Origin of the sequence: Brevundimonas sp. 1080 (genome assembly GCF_040545985.1) — a bacterium.
In the GTDB taxonomy this organism is placed as follows: Bacteria; Pseudomonadota; Alphaproteobacteria; order Caulobacterales; family Caulobacteraceae; genus Brevundimonas.
In genome coordinates, this window is sequence record NZ_JBEPMW010000006.1 from 1 (window position 1) to 1,193 (window position 1,193).

A 1,193-nucleotide genomic window follows, 5' to 3' on the forward strand; every position below is an offset into this window, starting at 1 on the left:
GCTTAGGCGATGATCTTGGCCACGACGCCGGCGCCGACGGTGCGGCCGCCTTCACGGATGGCGAAGCGCAGGCCCTGGTCCATCGCGATCGGGGTGATCAGCTCGACGTTCAGCTCGGCGTTGTCGCCCGGCATGATCATCTCGACGCCTTCCTTCAGCTGAACGATGCCGGTCACGTCCGTGGTGCGGAAGTAGAACTGCGGGCGATAGTTCGTGAAGAACGGGGTGTGACGACCGCCCTCTTCCTTGGTCAGGATGTAGGCTTCAGCCAGGAACTTGGTGTGCGGGGTGATGGAGCCCGGCTTGCACAGCACCTGGCCGCGCTCGACGTCTTCACGCTTGGTGCCGCGCAGCAGCACGCCGACGTTGTCGCCCGCCTGGCCCTGGTCCAGCAGCTTGCGGAACATTTCCACGCCCGTGCAGGTCGTCTTCTGGACCGGACGGATGCCGACGATCTCGACTTCCTCACCGACCTTGATGATGCCCTTCTCGACGCGGCCCGTGACCACGGTGCCGCGGCCCGAGATCGAGAACACGTCTTCGACCGGCATCAGGAACGGCAGGTCGACCGGACGCTCCGGCTGCGGGATGTAGGCGTCGACGGTTTCCATCAGGGCCAGAACGCGCTGTTCGCCGATTTCCGGGTTCACGCCGTCGGTCGCGGCCTTGGCCGAACCCTTGGTGATCGGAATGTCGTCGCCGGGGAACTGGTACGACGAAAGCAGCTCGCGCACTTCCATCTCGACCAGCTCGAGCAGCTCTTCGTCGTCGACCAGGTCGACCTTGTTCATGAAGACCACCAGGGCCGGCACGCCGACCTGACGGGCCAGCAGGATGTGCTCGCGGGTCTGCGGCATCGGGCCGTCAGCGGCCGACACCACCAGGATCGCGCCGTCCATCTGCGCGGCGCCGGTGATCATGTTCTTCACATAGTCGGCGTGGCCGGGGCAGTCGACGTGGGCGTAGTGACGGTTGGCCGTCTCATATTCCACGTGCGCGGTGTTGATCGTGATGCCGCGCGCCTTCTCTTCCGGCGCAGCGTCGATGTCGGCGTAGTTCATCGCCTTCGCGCCGCCGGCCTTCGCCAGCGTCATCGTGATCGCTGCCGTCAACGTCGTCTTGCCGTGGTCAACGTGACCAATCGTGCCGATGTTGCAGTGCGGCTTCGTCCGTTCGAACTTTTCCTTGGCCAT

The 1,193-nt window shown here is 64.9% G+C and carries 1 protein-coding gene; it reads right to left on the reverse strand.

Annotation, left to right across the window (positions count from 1 at the left end):
• Nucleotides 1–2: 2 nt before the first annotated feature.
• The gene (tuf, locus tag ABIC32_RS15235) at nucleotides 3–1,193 is read right to left on the reverse strand and encodes an elongation factor Tu (RefSeq protein ID WP_017506879.1); all 1,191 of its coding nucleotides are present in this window, start codon (nucleotides 1,191–1,193) and stop codon (nucleotides 3–5) included.

Bases quoted from the DNA above. Each gene is read 5' to 3' on its own strand.
- tuf (WP_017506879.1), bottom strand. From the start codon at position 1,193: ATGGCCAAGGAAAAGTTCGAACGGACGAAGCCGCACTGCAACATCGGC.